We start from the raw sequence: 15158 nt of genomic DNA, 5'->3' as shown, positions 1-15158 counted from the left end.
ATAGGTGTCATGTCCGTTTGCCCAGCCGGAAATGACAGACGATAATTTGATGGAGAACCATACCGGTGTCGGACCCTATCAGCCAGAGTGACCTCAAGCAGTTTTTCCGCGCCCCCCTGACCGAAGCCGACCCCGATGTCGCCGCCATGATCGATGCGGAACTGGTGCGTCAGCGCGACGGGATTGAACTGATCGCCAGCGAGAACATGGTCTCGGCCGCCGTCATGGCTGCCCAGGGCAGCGTGCTGACCAACAAATACGCCGAAGGCTATCCCGGTCGCCGCTATTATGGCGGCTGCGTGGAAGTGGACAAGGTCGAGACCCTTGCCATCGAACGCGTAAAGAAGATGTTCGGCGCCGAATTCGCCAACGTGCAGCCCCATTCCGGTGCCAATGCCAACCAGGCGGCGTTCATGGCCATGGTCAAGCCGGGCGATACCGTGATGGGCATGAGCCTTGCCGCCGGTGGCCACCTGACGCATGGCGCGGCCCCCAACTACTCGGGCAAGTGGTTCAACGCCGTGCAGTACGGCGTGCGCAAGCAGGACGGCCTGCTCGACTACGAGGAAATGGAGCACCTGGCGCGCGCCGAGAAGCCGAAGCTGATCGTGGCTGGTGGCTCGGCCTATCCGCGCATCATCGACTTCGCCCGTTTCCGCGCCATTGCCGATGAGGTGGGCGCCTACCTGATGGTGGACATGGCGCATTTCGCGGGCCTTGTGGCCGCAGGGCTGTATCCCTCGCCGGTGCCGCATGCGCATGTCGTGACCTCGACCACGCACAAGACCCTGCGCGGCCCGCGTGGTGGCCTGATCCTGACCAACGATGCCGATCTGGCCAAGAAGATCAATTCCGCCGTGTTCCCTGGCCTGCAGGGCGGCCCGCTCATGCATGTCATCGCAGGCAAGGCCGTGGCGTTTGGGGAGGCCCTGCGCCCCGACTTCAAGACCTACCAGCAGGCCGTGGCCAGCAATGCCCGCATCCTGGCCGAGACACTGGTCAAGGCTGGTTTTGACATCGTGACCGGCGGCACCGACTGCCACCTGATCCTTGTTGACCTGCGCCCCAAGGGTGTTACGGGCCGTGCCGCCGAGCGTGCGCTCGAGCGCGCGGGCATTACCGCCAACAAGAACGCCATTCCCTTCGACCCCGAGAAGCCCGCCATCACCTCGGGCATCCGCCTCGGCAGCCCGGCTGCCACCGCGCGCGGGTTTGGCGCAGCCGAGTTCCATGAAATCGGCCTGATGATCGACGAAGTGCTGACCGCCCTTGCCAGAACACCCGGCGAGGAAGGCTGCGAGAAGACGGAGCAGGCCGTGCATGCCCGCGTCAAGGCGCTGTGCGCCCGCTTCCCCATCTACGCCTGAGCATGAGGCACGCCCGCCCCGAGCAACGGGGCGGGCTTACCCCGGGCTGCCGGCAGTCCGGGCAAAGCGCACCGCCGTATGGCCGCGCGCGGGGCGCAGGTTGGGCATGACCAGCATGCAGCCATCATAGGGCGTGCGGATCTCGTCACGCCCGTCATGCGCGACAAGCGTGCCCCGTGCAGGCAGGACCTGCCCGCCACGAAACGGGGCCACGAAACGGAACGCGCCAGTGCGCGCCGTCACCACATTCGTCACCACCATATCACGTTGCGGCACGGGCGTGCCGGTAGCGGGTAACGACAGGCCGCAGCATGGCCCGATCAGGGACATGACCGCCTGCATGGCGCGGCTCACCGTGTTTTCATGCCAGTGCTGGCCTGCCTCGAGCAGGCAGGCGGCGGCGGGACCATCATCGCTGAAGCGGGGATGGTCGATCAGCCTGCATCCGCTCCGGTGCCCCTGATCGGCTACGGCTGTTTCCACCCCGCTGATGCGCTGCGCCATCTGCCGCCCTGCTGCTGCAAATCCTGACAGGATCAGCGGATCGCCCGGCCACAGCATGGAATGCAGGTCGAGCAGCCGGTCCGCCGTCAGGATAACGGGCAGCAGCACCCGCGCGCGGTCGAGTTCATGCCCGTTGCGGGCACTGTCCAGCATGGCGGGTGACCAGACGCGGTTCATGTCCTCATCCACGCAGCGTGCCCTTACGGGGTCGCTCGGGTCGAAAAGGTCCATAGCCTCGGGGTTGGCGAATATGAAGGACAGGCGGCCGGAGCGCGGTCGGATGCGCGCGCGCAGCAGGCGGTCGAGCACGATGGCGCCCGAAAATTCATTACCATGAATCAGGCTGACACACACGATATGCGGACCCGGCCTGCGCCCCTCGTAATGCATGACGCCAGGTATGCCACAATTGCCTTTCCGCCATGGCATGATGTCAGGCGGGGTGAGGTCAACGCGCCATCGGGGCAGGGGCTGGGGGGGAGGCGGCAACCGGTCAAGAAACAGCGTGGAGCGCGTCACGCGCACCGGCAGCGGCGTTTCATCCGGCCCGCATGTCATGCCGCGCGCAGCCCGCCGTGGCGCAGGCTGGACCCATCACGGCGCAGGCCGGGAGCGTGCATGACAGCGCGGTTCATCATGCCATCAGTTTATCCGGCCCGCCTGCCACGGCAAGGTCACCATGGCACCCGGAGCATGACAAATGCATGACAGCATGCAGGCTTACTCCGGCAGTGTTGCGATACGGATACGCTGGCCGGTCAGGCGTTCAATGTCCTTCAGCGCCTGACGCTCCTCGGGCGCGCACAGGGCCACGGCCATGCCGCGCCGGCCTGCACGCGCCGTGCGGCCGATGCGGTGCACATAGGCTTCGGCAGGGGTGGGAATATCGTGGTTGATGACCAGGGCGATGTCATCGATATCGATTCCACGCGCCATCACGTCGGTCGCCACCAGTACGCCCACGCGGCCCTGCCGGAAATCACGCAGCATGCGCTCGCGCCGGGCCTGCGAATGGTCGCCATGGATGGCAACGGCGGGCGTCAGCGCCGAGACCGCGCGCGCAATGGCATCCGCCTCCTGCCGCGTGCGCACGAAGATCATCACGCGCTGCATGCCATACTGCCGCAGGCAGGCCAGTATGGCCTCTGCCTTGTGGCGCATCGGCACGAAAATGGCATATTGCGCGATGCGGGGCGCGGGGGCCTGTTCGGCCTCCATGCTCACACGCACGGGCTTGTGCAGCAGACGGGCTGCCAGTTCGGCCATGGCGGGCGGCATGGTGGCCGAGAAGAGCAGGGTCTGGTGGCGTGGCGGCAGGGCGGCCGCCAGGGCCAGCATGTCCTCGGCAAAATTGGGATCGAGCATGCGATCGGCTTCATCGAGCACGAACTGCGTAATGCTGGACAGGTCCAGCTCGCCACCCCGGGCAAGGTCGATCACCCGCCCCGGCGTGCCGACCACGATGGCGATTCCCTCAGCCAGCGTTTTCGCCTGCGCCACGCGCGCCGTGCCGCCCGTGGCCTGCAGCGCGCGCAGGCCGCTGCCACGGGCGAGGCCACGCAGCACGCCAGCCGTCTGGCCCGCAAGCTCGCGCGTGGGCGAAAGGATAAGGCAGCGCACGCGGCTGTTAGCGGCGCTGTCATCCACGCCATCGCCCTGCATCAGCGCGGACAGGAGCGGGGCAGTGAAGGCAATGGTCTTGCCGCTGCCGGTGCTGGCAAGGGCCTCCACGTCCCGGCCCGCCATGATGGGAGAGATGACCGCGTTCTGGATCGCGGAAGGTTGGTGCAGGCCCATGCGGGCCAGTGCTGCCACCACGCGGCCATCAAGCCCCATGCCGGAAAATGTCGGTTCTGTCTCGCTCATTGCTGCCCCATAGCGCGGGTAAGGCCGCGACAAAAGGGGCAGGGCATTGACGGCCTGCCCCATGTCCCGCCAGATGGAGGCATGCAAGCCCCCTTACGCCCCGCAACCGTTATCGCGCCAGACCTTGCGGGCATGCGTTCGCAAACCTTTGGCCTGGCCCAGCGCGCGGGCCTTGAGCCCACACTGCACCCCCTGACATCACGCGGCCTGTGGCGGCACATGCCCGCCGCCTGGTGGCCCGCCCCCCTGCGCGCCATACAGCCGCTTGGCCTGCCCGATACGTATCGTGACAACCCGGTCATCACCATAGGCGGCAGCGGCGGCGCGGTGGGTGCGGCGCTCAGGCGCGAAGGGGCCTGCGTAATACAGCTACAGAATCCCCGCCTGTCGCCCGCACATTTCGATCTGGTCGTTGCCAACCACCATGACCGGCTGCAAGGCCCCAATGTCGTGCTCACGCGCACCGCGCTGCATGGTGTGACCCCGGCGCTGCTGACGCAGGCGCGGGCGGAATGGGCGCCCCGGCTGGCACATCTGCCTCGCCCGCTGGTGTCGGTGCTGGTAGGCGGCGGCAACGGGCGCTTCCGCCTTGGCCCGGCAGAGGGGGCTGCCCTGGCGGCTGATCTGGCGGCCATGATGCGGCGTGACCGCGTGGGTATTGCGCTCACGCCCTCGCGCCGCACCGACCCCGCCGTGTGCCGCGAACTGCAACACACCCTTGCAGGCCCCGATGCATGGGTGTGGGACCAGACCGGCCCCAACCCCTATCTCGGCCTGCTGGCCTGTGCCGATGCGATCGTGGTGACGATGGATAGCGTTTCCATGGTATCAGAGGCGGTAGCAACGTCCGTGCCCGTGATGGTGGCCGCACTGCCGGGCCGGTCGCGGCGCATCGGGCATTTTTTGCGTGAACTTGAGCACGCTGGCCGCATCCGCCCCTTTGCCGGGCGGCTGGAAACATGGGGGGTCACACCTCTTGATGATACCGAACTGGCGGCGCAGGCCGTGCGGCATTACTGTGGCCTGCCACCCTTAGCCTGATCACTCTCCCGCCCGCACCGAAGTGGAACAGACGGCACCCATGCTTGGCATTCGCACCTTTGACCCGCGTACCGGCGGCAACATGGCCTACCGGGCCCTGACCCATCCGCTCGCCGCTGAAAAACTGACTATACTGAACCGCGAACTGACCGAAGCAGGTCCTGTCGCGATCTATGACCCGCACGGCATGATTGACACCATTATGCCCCTGCTGCCCGTACCCCTGCAGGTTATGGGAGTGTACACTCATGATTCGCTCAAGGTGGGGCAGCCCTGCCGCGGGCAGGCGCTACGCGCGCTGGCCGACCTGCCCGCAGGCACGGCCAAAACCGTGTGGGCGCTGGATTTTGCATCCGGCATAATGGAAAACCGCCTGGCGGCCCTCATGCCGCCCGGTGGCACGCTGCACACGCTGGCGTCGATACGCCTGCCGCAAGATATGCTCTCGGTCGGGCATCATTATCTTGACCGGCTGAATTTCGGCACCAATTTTGCTTTCTTCCGCGAAACCGAGGCGTTCTCCACCCGTCTGGTCACGGCCAATTACTGGGCCCGCTATGGCGCGCGCGATGTCAGGTTGTGGCTGCGGCTGTTTGATGAAAACGGCGGCATACTGCACACATGGGAACAGCCCGTGCCCAAGGGGGAGCAGGCCCTCGTGCTGGATAGCGCCGAGATCCGCCAGCGCTTCGGCCTGCCAGCCTTTACCGGCCAGCTTTTCATCCACGCCATCGGCATTGCGGGCCATGATGTGGTGAAATATGCGCTTGAGACCTGCGGAAAGGGAGCCAATGCCAGCCTGTCGGTCACGCATGATGCCAATGCCTGGCCTGCCAACCGCTACGCCAACCTGCCAGCCCCCGCACCGGGCGAGGACGTGGTGCTGTGGGTGCAGAACAGCCACGACCTGACCATTCCCGCAGGGACCATGACGCTGAACCGCATGGGGTGTGATGAACAGGTGGCCCTTGACCAGACGCTGGCCCCGTACCAGACGCTTGCGGTGCATGTACGCGACATGCTGCCCGATCTGGCCTGGCCCGCGCAGGTTGAATTCCGCGCGGGCGGGTATGTGGTGCGCCCGCGCTATGAGGTGACACGGGCTGCCCGCACCCGCATCGCGCACCTGAACGTGCAGCGTGCCGACCTGCAGCCCGATCCCGGCATTGCAGAACTGGACCCACGTTTTTTCGGGCGGGGCTATCTGCTGCCTTTCCCCGTGCCCGACCCGACGCGTTACCGCACGCTGGTCGTGCCTGCACCCATGGCCGAAAGCCTGACAAGCCTGCCCGTGCGCGTGGACAGCTTCGACCGGCGCGGACAGGCCGGGGCCACGCAGTTCATGGGCAATCTGGGGCGCGACCATGCCAGCATGCTTGATGCGGGCGGGCTTGCCGGCAGGGCAGGACATGCCGAACTCGTCTATGACTTCCGCGAAGGCGGTCAGGCCGATGGCTGGCTGCATGCCCTGATCCGCTATGAAGACCGCATGAGCGGCCATGTGGCCGAGACCAGTTTTGGCGCGCATATCTTCAACACCGCCATGACCTATCGCGGTGAGCCGCAATCCTATGCCGGCCCCCCGCCGGGGCTCTCCACAAGGCTGTTCCTGACCGCCGCGGTGCATGAACCCTACAGTTTCTGCATGCTGATCTATCCGGCATCAGGGCCGTGGCATGCGGTGTCCGATACGCGGCTTTCGCTCCATGCAGCCCATGGCAAGGTCATGGCGGAAGAGCGCCTCGCCATTCCGCTGTCCGGCTCCTGCGAAATCTGGCCGCATGAGATATTCGGTCGCGCTGCGCTGGAAATTGCGGGGGAGGGGGCCTATGTCATCATCCGTGACACGACCTGCCGCCTGTTTGGCTATCATGGCCGCAAAAGCACAGACGGACGGTTTTCAATCGACCATATGTTCGGGTTCTGAACGGGCCGTCATAGCAGGTGGCAAAGGGCAGGCGTGGGGCTTACATCTGCCTGCCCGGACTGTATGCAATGAACCGGCCCGTGACCGGCATGGAGGAATACTGACCACACCATGATCGTACAGGACACCAATTTCTTCTGTGACATGCCCCACGACATGAAATACCTGCGCGACCGCAACCCGCCGCAGAATTTTCTTGAGCAGAACATGATCTTTGTCCTGCCCGAGCGGCTGCGCAAGTTCCGCCGCAACCTGTTTCATGTCCGGCGCACGGAAGCGGATGCTACTGTCTACGCGCCACTGTTCAGGGTGCGCTGCATAACCGAACGCGAACCCCTGCCGGAAGGGTATGACGGGCCGTTTGATGTATTTCCGTTCTACACCAACCCCACCCGCAAGCGCCGCCGCACGCTGGATTACTATGTGCTGTTCCTGTTTCAGGACAAGCTGTCCTACGTCAAATGCCGGGATGCAGTAGGGCAGGTGCCGTAAAGGCGCCTGTTTTCAAAGCTTTTGTAAAAAGCTTTACCAAAAACTTTTATTTTTCGGGGGAGGCTCAGTCTGTCCGTACAGCAATACGCTTGCGTATGCTGCGCCCATTATCACAGGCTGCTGCAATGCAGTGTTTCAAGCGTATATTGTAAGGAATTAAGGCCGGATGGTGGGTGCGACAGGGATTGAACCTGTGACCCCCGCCGTGTGAAGGCGATGCTCTACCGCTGAGCTACGCACCCATCCGCTTCGGTGGGGCTTATTTAGTTCAGCCAGACAGGGTGCGCAAGAGGGAAAAATCGCTTTCGGGTCATTTTCCCCCCGCACGGCGGAAACGGTAGGCCAGGGCCTCGGCAATATGGCTGCGCTCCACGTCGGGCTGCGCACCCAGATCGGCTATGGTGCGGCCCACGCGCAGCAGGCGGGTAAAGCCACGGGCAGAAAGACGCATTTTTTCAGCGGCCTGCACGGCAAAATCACGCGCCTGCGTCGTGATGCGGAAATCATCGGTCGAGGCCTCGGCATTGCGGGCTTCGCCCTGACGGGCCTGCTGTCGGGCCACGGCCTCACGCACGCGGGCCGCGACAACGGCGCTGGCCTCGCCACCCTTGAGTTCTGCAATCCGGCTTAAGGGCATGGGTTCGACATGCACGGTCATGTCCAGCCGGTCGAGCAGCGGACCGGACAGGCGGGCCTGATAGTCCTCGCCACAGCGCGGCGCCTTGCGGCATTCCTGTGCCGCATCACCCAGATAGCCGCATTTGCACGGGTTCATGGCCGCAATGAGCTGAAAGCGGGCAGGGTAGGTGATATGGGCTGCAGCCCGGGCGATGGATATGCTGCCGGTTTCCATCGGCTGGCGCAGCACTTCGAGCGCCGCGCGACCAAATTCTGGCATTTCATCCAAAAACAGCACGCCACGATGCGCCAGGCTGACCTCGCCGGGGCGCGCCCGCGCGCCACCACCGCTCAGGGCAGCAGGGCTGGAGGAATGATGCGGATCGCGGAATGGCGGCCTGCGCACGGGCTGGCCATCCTTCAGCAGGCCGCCAATGCTGTGAATGCGGCTGATCTCCAGCATTTCAACCGGCGTCAGGTCAGGCATGATGCCGGGCAGGCGGGCGGCCAGCATGGATTTGCCAGCACCCGGTGGCCCGACCATAAGCAGCGAATGACGGCCCGCAGCGGCAATTTCCAGCGCACGGCGCGCGGTTTCCATGCCACGGATATCAGCAAGGTCGGGCAGGGCGGTCAGGTCTTCTGGCCCAATGGGGGGCAGTTCGACCGGCTCGATCACCTGCTGGCCGCGAAAATGATTGAGCAGCTCGGGCAGGGAACGGATGGCAAGAATGTCCATATCCTCACTGGCCCAGCGGGCTTCCACGCCTTGGGCTGCGGGGCAGATCAGCCCGAGTGACAGGCTGGCCGCCGTCATGGCAGCAGGCAGCACGCCACAGACCGGGTTGACGCCGCCATCAAGCGACAGTTCGCCCAAAGCCGCGTAACGTTGCGCCATATCGCCCGAAAGCAGGCCCATGACCACAAGCAGGGCGAGGGCGATGGGCAGGTCGAAATGCGATCCTTCCTTCATCAGGCTGGCGGGCACCATGTTGACCACGATGCGTTTGGCGGGCAGCGCCAGACCCATGGCCGACAGGGCCGCGCGTACGCGCTCACGCGATTCATTGATTGCCTTGTCCGGCAGGCCCACGATCAGGAACGATGGCAGGCCGACAGAAAGCTGGACCTCGACTTTGACAGGAACGGCCTCGATGCCGGAAAATGCAAAACCGCAGATCGATGCGAGCGCCGTATCAGTCATGCATGGATGATGCCGGATTACGGGCGGCTTGACCATTATGGAACATGGCGAAAAGCAACATGGCGAAACCGGCCGGATCATGCGCCCTGGCTTCTTTCACATCCAATTTGTTGGCATAAGATTTCTTATAAAACATTTGGATGCGCGAGAGAGGAGGGTCTGCCCATCTGTCCTGCCTGTATCCACCATCCCATTTCGGCTGTGCGGTTTTGTGCACGGCGCTATCCCAACCAGCCGCATCATGCTGCCTGTGGCACATAGACCACAGTGATGCGCCGCCCGGACACGGCGCATCACTTTCACCCTTCCCTTAAGCGTCGTGGAACATGTCGAGGTCGCCAAAGCGCGTGAACTCACCTTCGAAGAACAGGTTCACCGTCCCTGTCGGGCCATGACGCTGCTTTTCCAGGATCAGTTCGGCGCGGTTATGGGCCAGATCCATCTTGCGCTGCCACTCCTCCATCGCGGTCTGGTACTTGTCCACGGAATCATAGGAGGTTTCCTTGGGCTGGCGCTGCTGGAGGTAGTACTGGTCGCGATAGACGAACATCACCGCATCGGCGTCCTGCTCGATCGAGCCGGATTCACGCAGGTCCGACAGCATCGGCCGCTTGTCTTCCCTGCTCTCGACCTGACGCGACAGCTGGGACAGCGCAATGACCGGCACCGAGAGTTCCTTGGCCAGCGCCTTGAGCCCCTGCGTGATCATGGAGATTTCGAGCACGCGATTGTCCGCCTTGGTGCCGACCGAGGGCCGCATGAGCTGCAGGTAATCGACCACCACAAGGCTCAGCCCCTTGGTGCGGGCCAGCCTGCGGCAGCGCGTGCGCATGGCCGAGAGCGTGATGGCGGGCGTATCATCAATATGCAGCGGCAGTTGCGACAGTTCGCGGCTGACCTGCACAAAGCGGTCGAATTCCTTCTGCACCAGTTCGCCACGGCGGATTTTCTCGCCCGACACACTGGATTGCTCGGACAGGATACGGGTGGCCAGTTGCTCGGCCGACATTTCCAGCGAGAAGATGGCGACCGAACCCTTGGGCCTGGCATCATCCTCGGCATCACGCGCAGCCACCATGAGCGAGCGCGCAGCGGAGAACGCGATCTTGGTGGCGAGCGCCGTCTTGCCCATTGCGGGGCGCCCGGCAAGGATCAGCAGATCGGAAGGATGCAGGCCGCCGGTTTTCTTGTCGAGGTCACGCAGGCCCGTGGTCAGGCCCACCACGTCGCCGTCGCGGTCAAAGGCATGCTGGGCAATCTTGACCGCATCGGCCAGGGCGCGGTCGAAGGACAGGAAGCCGCCATCCTGCCCCTTCTCGGTAGCCAGGCGGAACAGTGCTTCCTCGCTGGCGGCAATCTGGTCGGGGCCATCAAGGTCGGGGCGCGCGCCGAAGGCGTTGTTCACCACGTCCTGCCCGATATCGATCAACTGGCGGCGGATCCAGGCATCATGGATCACGCGCCCATAATCAGCGGCATTGATGATGCCGACCATCGATGTCAGCAGCTTGGCGAGATAGGACGTGCCGCCTACGGGGTCGAGCACGCCGGTATTCTGGAAATAGATGCGCAGCGTGACCGGGTCAGCCAGTTTGCCGTCTTCGATATGCTGCGAAATCGCATCATAGATCTTCCCGTTGATCTCATCGGCAAAATGTGTGCCGGTCAGGAAGTCCGAAACGCGGTCATAGGCCTTGTTGTTGGTCAGCAACGCGCCAAGCAGCGCCTGCTCGGCCTGCAGGTTGGCAGGCGGCAGGCGCTGTGACACGCCAAGAAGCGAGTCCGGCTGGCGGGACTCAGCGGAGGGAGGATTCTGGATGGTATTCACCCCTTCCTTCTATCCGATCAGGCGGTCGCGCCGGAAGAGATGATTATGCATGGCCGCGCCTGCACCCCCCTCCTGCGTGGCATAATAAAAAACATGTTTTCCACCCGGCCCGGGGCCAACGCGCGGGGTAGTGCGATTTTTGCCCCTGCGCTGCAGGCGGACAGACGCCCGGCTCCCGTGAGGGCGGGTTGCCGCATGGGTCTTTTCTGATTAGGCGTCGAAAAATCCTTTCCGTGGAAATATGGTCATGACCCCACTTAACAAGACATCCCTGCCCCACCTGCCGCCCGAGATCGTGGTGCCTGCCTATGACCGCAGCAAGGTAACGCCCGGCATCGCGCATATCAGCGTTGGCAATTTTCATCGCGCCCATCAGGCGGTCTATATCGACCGCGTTCTGGCGCGCGCGGGCCAGCAGGGCTGGGGCCTGCTGGGCGTTGGCCTGATGGAAAACCCGCACGAGGCCCTCAAGGCGCAGGACATGGCCTTGCAGGACGGCCTGTATTCCCTGACCGAATGCGCGCCCGATGCACCGAACGTGGTGCGCGTGATCGGCTCCATTACGGAGTATATGTACGCCCCCGCCGACCGGGCCGCCACCATCGCCCGCCTGGCCGATCCCGCCATCCGCATTGTCAGCCTGACCGTGACCGAGGGCGGCTATTACGTTGATGAAAACGGCATCTTTCCCCTCGATCACCCCGTCATAGCCGAAGACCTGAAGCGCGACGTACCGCACACGGTGTTTGGCCTGCTGACCGAGGCGCTCCGCCAGCGGCGCGAGAGCGGTGCTGGTCCGTTCACCATCCTGTCGTGTGACAACCTGCCCCAGAACGGCCATGTGGCGCGCGCGGCCTTCCTCGGCTGGGCGCGGGCACGTGACGCGGGGCTGGCGCAATGGATGGAGGAGAATGTCACCTTCCCCTGCACCATGGTGGACCGCATCACCCCTGCCGTGCACCCTGAGGATGTAAAGCGCCTCGATGCCGAAAGCGGGCTTGATGACCGTATCCCCGTTTTCTGCGAGGATTTTATCCAGTGGGTCGTCGAGGACAAATTCTGCGCAGGCCGCCCGGAACTCGACGCCGTAGGCGTGCAGTTTACAGATAATGTCGAGCCCTATGAGGCCGTGAAGCTGCACATGCTCAACGCCTCCCACTCGCTGCTCGGGCTTTCGGGCGTGCTGTCGGGCTACCGCTTTGTCAGCGAGATCATGCTTGACCTCAACGAGGTGGCACTCGTCGAGCAGTATCTGGCCTTTGATGCCGAACCCCTGCTGCATGCACCCCCGGGCATGGCGCTGAGGGATTATGGCAGGCGGCTGCTGCATCGTTTCCGCAACAAGGCGATCAGCGATCAGTTGCTGCGCATTGCCTTTGATAGCACCTCCAAGCTGTCCATGTTCATCAAGAGCACCGCCATGGGCGTAATCGCCCATCGTCGCCCGGTGGAGCACATCGCCTTCGTGGTCGCGTGCTATGCGGAATATTTACGCGGGCGTGACGATAAAGGCACGGTCTATGATGTGATCGAGCCTCACCTGACCGATGAAGACAGGCTCAAGGCGGCCTCGGCCCAGCTTGAAGATGCGCTGGACATGACCGCTTTTGCAGGCTGGGACCTGCGGGAAAGTGCGGTTTTCGTGCAGCGCTACCTGGCGTTGCGCCAGTCCGTTCGTGACCGGGGAACCCGTGCCACGCTGGCGGAGGTTGTATCCACCGGGGAATAGACACTCAGGGGGAGATTTAACCCCTCGAAATATTATGACACACGTTTTATTCATAAAGTTGGGCTTGACCTGATGACGTCTCCTACGTTTTCTCATTGAAAATGTTCGGACTGTATCACGGTAATCAGGAAAACTTATGAATAGCCTCATACGCTCGGCTCCCCTTCTCGCTGCGGCCATTGCCGTCTGCGCCCTGACAGGTCTCTACCTGCTGGGAGGGGGGCTATGGCTGTGTCTCATCGGCGGCTCCTTTTATTATGTCGTTGCCGGTGCCCTGCTGCTGGTCACGGCCGTGCTGCTGTTTCGGCGGCAGGCCATGGCGCTCACGGTCTATGCCGTGCTCCTGCTCGGCACGATGGTGTGGGCCGTGCAGGAAGCCGGATTTGATTTCTGGGCGCTGGCCCCGCGTGGCGATATTCTGGTGCCCATCGGCATCGTGCTCGCCCTGCCGTGGGTAACACGCCACCTGCAGCCTGCAGGTCCTGCCACCCGCCTGCCGCTGTTCGGCGCGATTGGCGCCGCCGTGGTGGTGGTGGGCGCAGCCCTGACGCAGGACCCGCAGGATATCGCGGGCAGCCTGCCCCCCGTGGCGCAGAATGCCCCCGAGCCGGGCGATGCCCATCAGATGCCCGATGAAGACTGGCAGGCCTATGGCCGCACCCAGTTTGGTGACCGGTTCTCCCCGCTCAAGCAGATCAACGCCAGCAATGTCAGCAAGCTGAAGGTGGCCTGGACATTCCGCACCGGCGACCTGCGCGGCCCCAACGACCCCGGTGAAATCACCGATGAGGTCACGCCCATCAAGATCCGTGATACGCTCTACCTGTGCACCCCCCACCAGATCCTGTTCGCGCTCGATGCAAAGACTGGCCAGCAGCGGTGGAAGTTTGACCCAAAGCTGGCCTACAACCCCACCTTCCAGCACCTGACCTGCCGTGGCGTGTCCTATCATGAGAACAAAGCCGATGACGCGCAGGCGGCGGATGGCACTGCCGCGCCGGTCGAGTGCGCGCGCCGCATCTTCCTGCCCACCAATGATGGCCAGCTTTTCGCGCTCGATGCCGCAACCGGCGCGCGGTGTGCCAGTTTTGGCAATAATGGTGTGGTGAACCTGCAGGACGGCATGCCGGTCAAGACGCTGGGCTTTTATGAACCCACCTCCCCCCCGGTCGTGACCGATACCACCGTGATCGTGTCCGGCGCCGTGACCGACAACTATTCCACGCATGAGCCTTCAGGCGTCACGCGCGGGTTCGACGTGCATACCGGCGCGCTGAAATGGGCGTTCGACCCTGGCAATCCCGACCCGAACGAGATGCCGTCCGAGCACCACAGCTTCGTGCCCAATTCCCCCAATTCGTGGATCACGGCATCCTATGACGCCAAGCTCGACCTGATCTACATCCCCATGGGCGTGCAGACACCCGATATCTGGGGCGGCAACCGCGGTGCGGATGCCGAGCGCTATGCAAGCTCCATTGTGGCGCTGAACGCCTCTACCGGCAAGCTGGTCTGGTCCTACCAGACCGTCCACCACGACCTGTGGGACATGGACATCCCGGCCCAGCCCAGCCTGGTTGATATCCGCAACGAACAGGGCGAGGTCATCCCCACCCTGTATGCCCCTGCCAAGACCGGCAACATCTTCGTGCTCGACCGGCGCAACGGCCAGCTCGTGGTGCCTGCGCCCGAGCGCCCCGTGCCGCAGGGGGCCGCGCCGGGCGATCATCTTTCGCCCACGCAGCCCTTCTCGCAGCTGACCTTCCGCCCCAGCAAGCTCCTGACCGATGCCGACATGTGGGGCGGCACGATGTATGACCAGCTGGTCTGCCGCATCATGTTCCACCGCCTGCGCTATGATGGCACGTTCACGCCGCCTTCGCTGCAGGGCACGCTGGTCTTCCCCGGCAATCTCGGCATGTTCGAATGGGGCGGCCTTGCGGTTGACCCCGTGCGCCAGATCGCGATTGCCAACCCCATCGCCATTCCGTTCGTGTCCAAGCTGATCCCGCGCGGGCCGAACAACCCGGCAACACCTGACAAGTCCCTACCCTCGGGCTCGGAGAGTGGTGTGCAGCCGCAGTTTGGCGTGCCTTATGGCGTGGACCTGCATCCGTTCCTCTCGCCGTTCGGCCTGCCGTGCAAGCAGCCCGCCTGGGGCTACATGTCGGGCATCGACCTGCGCACCAACAAGATCGTGTGGAAGCACCGCAACGGCACGATCCGTGACAGCGCGCCGCTGCCCCTGCCCATCAAGATGGGCGTGCCCAGCCTTGGCGGCCCGCTCACCACGGCTGGTGGCGTGGCCTTCCTGACCTCGACGCTCGATTACTACATCCGCGCCTATGACGTGACGAACGGCCAGGTGCTATGGCAGGACCGCCTGCCCGCCGGTGGCCAGTCCACGCCCATGACCTATGCGGTCGATGGCAGGCAGTACATCGTCACTGCCGATGGCGGCCACGGATCATTCGGCACCAAGCTGGGTGACTACATCGTCGCCTACAGCCTGCCCGACGGGAACTGAGACCCCGCGCCGGGGAAGGATTTTTTCCTTCCCCGGCTTGACATTGCCCTTCATA

General features: G+C 63.9%; 11 protein-coding genes and 1 tRNA gene. 6 read left to right on the top strand and 6 right to left on the bottom strand.

Annotated elements, in window-relative coordinates; translation table 11 throughout:
• Positions 1–77: 77 nt before the first annotated feature.
• Complete coding sequence (gene glyA, locus FMA36_RS12875; RefSeq protein WP_206065321.1) at positions 78–1367, top strand: serine hydroxymethyltransferase; 1290 nt, start codon at positions 78–80, stop codon at positions 1365–1367.
• A gap of 36 nt (positions 1368–1403) precedes the next feature.
• Here the strand turns inward: glyA and FMA36_RS12870 are convergent, their stop codons facing one another.
• Both FMA36_RS12870 and FMA36_RS12865 read right to left on the bottom strand, forming a co-directional pair.
• Entirely contained in the window at positions 1404–2429 is a 1026-nt protein-coding gene (locus FMA36_RS12870) for a M14 family metallopeptidase (RefSeq protein WP_159262756.1), read from the bottom strand.
• A 162-nt stretch (positions 2430–2591) separates the two neighbouring features.
• Positions 2592–3707, bottom strand: coding sequence for a DEAD/DEAH box helicase (locus FMA36_RS12865; protein ID WP_159263933.1), 1116 nt, complete (start codon positions 3705–3707; stop codon positions 2592–2594).
• 111 nt (positions 3708–3818) lie between these two features.
• Between FMA36_RS12865 and FMA36_RS12860 the strand changes: the two genes are divergently transcribed.
• The 3 genes from FMA36_RS12860 to FMA36_RS12850 all read left to right on the top strand — a co-directional run bounded on the left by FMA36_RS12860 (position 3819) and on the right by FMA36_RS12850 (position 7197).
• Positions 3819–4778, top strand: coding sequence for a mitochondrial fission ELM1 family protein (locus tag FMA36_RS12860; protein WP_159262755.1), 960 nt, complete (start codon positions 3819–3821; stop codon positions 4776–4778).
• A gap of 40 nt (positions 4779–4818) precedes the next feature.
• A complete protein-coding gene (locus tag FMA36_RS12855; protein ID WP_159262754.1) occupies positions 4819–6705 on the top strand; it encodes a hypothetical protein in 1887 nt (628 codons plus the stop codon).
• Between the two features lie 111 nt (positions 6706–6816).
• The gene (locus FMA36_RS12850) at positions 6817–7197 is read left to right on the top strand and encodes a hypothetical protein (RefSeq protein WP_159262753.1); all 381 of its coding nucleotides are present in this window, start codon (positions 6817–6819) and stop codon (positions 7195–7197) included.
• A gap of 167 nt (positions 7198–7364) precedes the next feature.
• Here the strand turns inward: FMA36_RS12850 and FMA36_RS12845 are convergent.
• The 4 genes from FMA36_RS12845 to FMA36_RS12830 form a co-directional block, all read right to left on the bottom strand.
• Positions 7365–7439: transfer RNA gene (locus tag FMA36_RS12845), tRNA-Val, on the bottom strand.
• A 68-nt stretch (positions 7440–7507) separates the two neighbouring features.
• Positions 7508–9019, bottom strand: a complete 1512-nt coding sequence (locus FMA36_RS12840) for a YifB family Mg chelatase-like AAA ATPase (RefSeq protein ID WP_159262752.1) — start codon at positions 9017–9019, stop codon at positions 7508–7510.
• Complete coding sequence (locus FMA36_RS12835; protein ID WP_159262751.1) at positions 9012–9236, bottom strand: hypothetical protein; 225 nt, start codon at positions 9234–9236, stop codon at positions 9012–9014. Before FMA36_RS12835 ends, FMA36_RS12840 begins: the two co-directional genes overlap by 8 nt.
• A gap of 93 nt (positions 9237–9329) precedes the next feature.
• Positions 9330–10847, bottom strand: a complete 1518-nt coding sequence (locus FMA36_RS12830) for a replicative DNA helicase (protein ID WP_159262750.1) — start codon at positions 10845–10847, stop codon at positions 9330–9332.
• Positions 10848–11094: 247 nt separating this feature from the next.
• Between FMA36_RS12830 and FMA36_RS12825 the strand changes: the two genes are divergently transcribed.
• Both FMA36_RS12825 and FMA36_RS12820 read left to right on the top strand, forming a co-directional pair.
• Complete coding sequence (locus tag FMA36_RS12825; RefSeq protein WP_159262749.1) at positions 11095–12576, top strand: mannitol dehydrogenase family protein; 1482 nt, start codon at positions 11095–11097, stop codon at positions 12574–12576.
• A 136-nt stretch (positions 12577–12712) separates the two neighbouring features.
• Positions 12713–15103 (top strand): glucose/quinate/shikimate family membrane-bound PQQ-dependent dehydrogenase, encoded by a 2391-nt coding sequence (locus FMA36_RS12820; protein ID WP_159262748.1) that lies wholly within the window; start codon positions 12713–12715, stop codon positions 15101–15103.
• The last annotated feature ends 55 nt before the right edge of the window (positions 15104–15158 follow it).

The sequence above is a fragment of the Komagataeibacter xylinus genome, from assembly GCF_009834365.1.
GTDB classification, from domain to species: domain Bacteria; phylum Pseudomonadota; class Alphaproteobacteria; order Acetobacterales; family Acetobacteraceae; genus Komagataeibacter; species Komagataeibacter xylinus_D.
This window is presented reverse-complemented; position numbering and strand designations above follow the sequence as displayed.